A 4980-nucleotide genomic window follows, 5' to 3' on the forward strand; every position below is an offset into this window, starting at 1 on the left:
TCGGGCCGGTGGTGTATGTACAATATTGTAACCACCCCCGCGCCCCCACACAGATGGACTCCTATCTGGTTACTCTGGGGGGGGCCCCCCCCGGGCCGAGGGCCCGGCAGGGCCCTCGGCAACCCCCTCGACTTTGCGGATACGTTGGAGTCGGGCAGCCGCACGCGGCACCGCCCCCGGAGGGCATCATGACGTGATTCCACCGGCATGATGTTGCCCGGCGGCCCGCACGCAGGCCGCGACGTGATGCCTGGCGAGCCGAAAGAGAGACATGAGCACGACATCCATGAAGGCCAGAGGGCCTGCAGGAAGCGCGGTGTGACGCGATGCATATTGTCATCATGGGGTGCGGAAGGGTGGGTTCCGCACTGGCCCAGAACCTGGAGCAACAGGGGCACACGGTCGCCGTGGTCGACCAGGACCCCACCGCCTTCCGCCGGCTGGGCTCTTCCTTCGGCGGCCGCCGGGTCACCGGTGTCGGCTTCGACCAGGACACCCTGCGCGAGGCGGGCATCGAGGAGGCCGGCGCCTTCGCCGCCGTCTCCAGCGGTGACAACTCCAACATCATCGCCGCGCGCGTGGCCCGTGAGATGTTCGGCATCGAGAACGTCGCCGCCCGCATCTACGACCCGCGCCGCGCTGAGGTCTACCAGCGCCTGGGCATCCCCACCGTCGCGACGGTCCGCTGGACGGCCGACCAGATGCTGCGCCGTCTGCTGCCCTCCGGCGCCGAGCCACTGTGGCGCGACCCCACCGGCGGCGTCCAGCTCGCCGAGGTGCACACCTCCACCGCCTGGGTCGGCCACAAGATCAGCCGGATCCAGGAGGAGACGGGCGTGCGCGTCGCGTTTCTGACCCGGCTCGGCGAGGCGGTCCTGCCCACCTCGCAGACGGTGCTGCAGGAGGGCGACCTGGTGCACGTGATGATGCGCACCGACGAGGTCGACAAGGTCGAGGCGGCGTTCGCCAAGGGTCCCGAAGAGGAGGGCGGTCACTGATGAGGGTCGCCATTGCCGGAGCCGGCGCCGTCGGCCGCTCGATCGCGGGCGAACTGCTGGAGAACGGCCACGAGGTCCTGCTGATCGACAAGGCGCCGACCGCCATCTCGGTCGAACGCGTCCCGCAGGCCGAGTGGCTGCTCGCCGACGCCTGCGAGATCACGTCCCTGGACGAGGCGGCGCTCCAGCGCTGCAACGTCGTGATCGCCGCGACCGGCGACGACAAGGTGAACCTGGTCGTGTCCCTGCTGGCGAAGACGGAGTACGGCGTCCCCCGTGTCGTCGCCAGGGTGAACAATCCCAAGAACGAGTGGTTGTTCAACGAGTCCTGGGGCGTGGACGTGGCCGTCTCCACCCCGCGTCTGATGTCGGCCCTGGTCGAGGAAGCGGTGAGCGTGGGCGACCTGGTCCGCCTGCTCCGCTTCAGCCACGGCGACGCCAACCTGGTCGAGCTGACCCTGCCGGAGGAGTCGGCCCTGGCCGGCACGCAGGTCGGCGACGTCGAGTGGCCGCAGGACACGTCCCTGGTGACGATCATCCGAGGCAACCGCGTCCTGACACCCTCCCGGGAGGACTCCCTGGAGGTCGGCGACGAACTCCTCTTCGTGGCCGCCCAGGCCCGCGAGGAGCAGCTGGAGGACCTGCTGTCGGTGCGGCGCAACGCGGCGGGCTGAGCGCGTCCCCCTGGGACAAGGCGGGGAAACAAGCGGAAGGGGCGTCCCGAGTGCTCGGGACGCCCCTTCCGTCAGCTCCGGAGGGTCACTGCTCGGCGGACCGAGCGGCGGCGGCCTGCCGGTCTCGCTCCTCGGCCGCCTTCTCCTCCGCCTCCATCTCCGCGAACACGTCGATCGGCGCGGGCGCCTTCGCCAGGAACACCCACGTCAGGTACACGGCGAGCAGGAACGGCGGGATCTTCAGGGCGACCAGGACCCAGCCCAGCTGCGTGGTGTCGGCCCACCAGTACAGCGGGAAGAGGATCGCGCACTTGGCGAGCAGGATCGCTCCCCACGCGTAGCTGGCCTTCGCGTACGCCTTCTTGCGGCCCGGGTTCCGGGTGCGCCAGGAGAGGTTCTCCTTGAAGACCGGGCCGAGGATCAGCCCGATCAGCGGCACCCCGCACAGGGTGGTGATGATGTAGGCGAGGCCCAGTCCCAGCGTGTAGAGCATGCCGGGCAGGTAGAAGTCCTTGGCGTTGCCGGTCATCATCGCGAAGACGACACCGAAGGCCACGCCGAAGACACCGCTGAAGGCGTGCTTGACGGTGTCCTTCATCACCAGCCGGACCACGACCAGCACCAGCGAAACGGCCAGCGCCGCGATCGCCGACAGGTGCAGGTCCTTGTTGATCGTGTAGATGGTGACGAAGAGGAGACCGGGAACCACCGTCTCCACCATGCCCCGCACGCCGCCGAACGCCTCGAACAGGGCGGCCTCGGTCACCGCCCGGGCGTCGTCCGCAGATGTCTCTTCGGTCGGCTTGTCGAGCGACGTCACCGGCTACTCCCGTCCGAGGGGTCTCAGTTCGTACTTGGGATTGAACAGCACCCGGCGGCCCCGGCTCATCGAAATCCGGCCCGATGCGATCAGCTTGCGCCCCGGCTCTATCCCCACGATGGAGCGCCTGCCGAGCCACACCACGTCCAGCGCGGCGGAGCCGTCGAACAGCTCGGCCTCCAGAGCCGGGACTCCGGCGCGCGGCCGAAGGGTGACCGTGCGCAAGGTACCAGTAACGGTCACTATCTGCCGGTCCTGGCAGTCGCCGATCCGGATGCAGCCGGCCGTCTCGGTGTCCTCCCGCAGTTCCTCGGACTCCAGGTCCTCCTGCGTCGAGGAGAGCCGGTCGAGCATGCGCCGGAGCCGGCCCACCGGCTTTTCGGAACGAGGAACAGCACTCATATCTGAAGCGTACCGGGGCCTGCTGACGAAGGGCGAGGAGCCTATTTCTCGAACCGATAGCCCATGCCCGGCTCGGTGACGAAGTGCTTCGGGTGCGAGGGATCCGCCTCCGGCTTCCGCCGCAACTGGGCCATGTACACGCGCAGATAGTGGGTCTCCGTCCCGTGCGAGAGCCCCCACACCTCCTGGAGCTGCTTCTGCCCGACCAGGCGGCCGCAGTTGCGCACGAGGACCTCCAGCAGGTGCCACTCCGTGGGGGTCAGGCCGTACGTCCTTGCCGGCGCGGTTGACATGCTTCGCGGCCGGATCGACGGCGAACTCGCCGGTGTCGACGATCACGTCGCCCTCGCCTCCGCCGGCCGGTTCGGCCCGGCGGACGGCGGCCCGCAGCCGCGCCGGCAGCTCGTCCATGCGAACGGCGTGGTGACGTAGTCGTCGGCACCCGCGTCCAGCGCCTCGACCTTCTCGTCGCAGGAGTGCCGGGCGGGCAGCACCAGGATCGGCACCCGGCTCCAGCCGCGCATGCCCCTGATCACCTCGACGCCGTCCAGGGTCGGGCAGTCCGAGGTCGAGGACGACCACGTCGGGGTGGCGTGCGGCCGCGAGCTTCAGGGCGGTGGCGCCGTCGTGGACCGCGGCGACCTCGTACGCGCGTGCCTTGACGCGGCCGGTCAGCGCCGCTTCCGGCGGTCTGCCGCCTGTGCAGCGTCGACCCTACGACCGCACGGCACGAGGTTCGGGTCCCGGAGACCGGCTCCGGGACGCACTTACGGAACTCAGACGCGGCCCGGCGGGCGGACCGGGCGCCGGGGTCCCCGCCCGGCGCCCGGTCGGTCAGATGGTCAGGCGGGGTTGTCGCCGTGTGTGAGGGTCTCCCAGGCGACGAAGAGGTTGTTGCTGCCGGCGGGACGGCCCCGCTGGGTCAGCGTCGTGGTGTTGGTCATGGCGTGCCCGAGACGGTTGGCCAGGGCGTTGTGGCCGACTTCGGTCACCGGTCCGAGCCCGAGCTTGAGCGAGCCGCCGCACAGCCGGCTCTCGGCATCGGCGCCCAGCTGGTACGTGGCGTGGAAGCCGAGGCCGTGCCGCAGCCGCTCGCCCACGTCGGTGGCGTAGAGGTCGTGGCCCTGGATGCGGCTGGTCTCGGCGACGTGCGAGATGGCCGAGAGGCCGTAGCCGGTGTGTGGGTGAAGTCGCGGCAGGTCTCCTGGCTGAGTCCGTTGACGAAGGTCGACTGCCCCTGCCAGTACCTGACGATCTTTTCCCGGGTGTTCAGGTTCTGGCTCGGCACCGTCTTCGGCAGCGCGCCGTCGGACTCCAGGTAGACATAGGCGGCCGTGCGCGTGCGGAACTTCGCCATGGCCTTGTCGTACGACGCCCTGTCCTCCAGGAAGACGGAGATGCCGACGGCGGCCTCCATCATGGACAGCTCCCAGTTGCCGTTGGAGTTCGAGCCGTTGATGATCTCGGGAAGGTAGACGGTGCGGAGCATGGTCGCGAAGCGGCCGGAGTCCGCCCAGGTGCCGGTGTAGGTGTAGGTGTACTTGATGATCTCGGCGGCCCTGGGCCAGGAGGAGCCGGCCCAGCCGGTCTGCAGGGGCGCGTTGCTGTTGGTGTGGTCCCTGATCACGGCGGACCAGGCGTCCATCAGCTCGATGGCCTTGCGGGCGTGCCGTTCGTCGCGGGTGATGTACCAGGCGAGGGCGTGCGTGTACGCGGCGATCGCGTCCTCGCGCTCGTCGGTGCAGCCGTGGTTGGGGTGGGAGTACGAACCGCATTCGACGACCGCCCGGGGCTTGGGCGTGCGGTTCAGGTCGGCGTACTTGCTCGCCGTCATCTGGTCGAAGGCGCCCATCCAGGGCTGGGTGCCGGCATTGACCTTGGACCGGGTGGAGTCCAACTGGCCCTTGGAGAGGGTGACTCCGGGGTGGGCGAAGGCGGCGGGAGCACTGGGAGCGGCGCCGGCGGGCCAGGCGAGGACACCGGCGACGAGGGCGGCCGAGGCCGCGAGGAGAGCGGTTCTGCGCATGCGCGGGGGGCCTTCCGTTCTCGTATGTGAACGTGAAGCGCCTTCATGAACAGACGCGTT

At 69.6% G+C, this 4980-nt stretch carries 4 protein-coding genes and 2 pseudogenes; 2 read left to right on the forward strand and 4 right to left on the reverse strand.

Annotated elements, in window-relative coordinates; genetic code table 11:
* The first annotated feature begins 326 nt into the window (after positions 1 to 326).
* Positions 327 to 998, forward strand: coding sequence for a TrkA family potassium uptake protein (locus tag ABZ281_RS33350; RefSeq protein WP_094053911.1), 672 nt, complete (start codon positions 327 to 329; stop codon positions 996 to 998).
* Positions 998 to 1672, forward strand: a complete 675-nt coding sequence (locus ABZ281_RS33355; RefSeq protein ID WP_298570792.1) for a TrkA family potassium uptake protein — start codon at positions 998 to 1000, stop codon at positions 1670 to 1672. The genes ABZ281_RS33350 and ABZ281_RS33355 overlap by 1 nt, the downstream gene beginning before the upstream one ends.
* A gap of 85 nt (positions 1673 to 1757) precedes the next feature.
* On the opposite strand, the gene ABZ281_RS33360 is transcribed toward ABZ281_RS33355, so the two are convergent.
* The 4 genes and pseudogenes from ABZ281_RS33360 to ABZ281_RS33375 all read right to left on the reverse strand — a co-directional run bounded on the left by ABZ281_RS33360 (position 1758) and on the right by ABZ281_RS33375 (position 4920).
* Positions 1758 to 2492 carry a DUF3159 domain-containing protein gene (locus tag ABZ281_RS33360; RefSeq protein ID WP_142158689.1) on the reverse strand — a complete coding sequence of 245 codons (735 nt, stop codon included), beginning with the start codon at positions 2490 to 2492 and terminating at the stop codon, positions 1758 to 1760.
* A gap of 3 nt (positions 2493 to 2495) precedes the next feature.
* Entirely contained in the window at positions 2496 to 2894 is a 399-nt protein-coding gene (locus ABZ281_RS33365) for an OB-fold nucleic acid binding domain-containing protein (RefSeq protein WP_356661609.1), read from the reverse strand.
* 41 nt (positions 2895 to 2935) lie between these two features.
* Positions 2936 to 3569 (reverse strand): annotated as a pseudogene (locus ABZ281_RS33370) (response regulator).
* Between the two features lie 167 nt (positions 3570 to 3736).
* Positions 3737 to 4920: pseudogene (locus ABZ281_RS33375) on the reverse strand (alginate lyase family protein).
* Positions 4921 to 4980 lie beyond the last annotated feature (60 nt).

The organism is Streptomyces sp. NPDC006265, assembly GCF_040613555.1.
Taxonomy (GTDB): Bacteria; Actinomycetota; Actinomycetes; order Streptomycetales; family Streptomycetaceae; genus Streptomyces.

What these genes read in the sequence shown, in the direction of transcription:
- ABZ281_RS33350 (WP_094053911.1), top strand. Translation starts at nt 327, where the DNA reads ATGCATATTGTCATCATGGGGTGCGGAAGGGTGGGTTCCGCACTGGCC.
- ABZ281_RS33355 (WP_298570792.1), top strand. Translation starts at nt 998, where the DNA reads ATGAGGGTCGCCATTGCCGGAGCCGGCGCCGTCGGCCGCTCGATCGCG.
- ABZ281_RS33365 (WP_356661609.1), bottom strand. Translation starts at nt 2,894, where the DNA reads ATGAGTGCTGTTCCTCGTTCCGAAAAGCCGGTGGGCCGGCTCCGGCGC.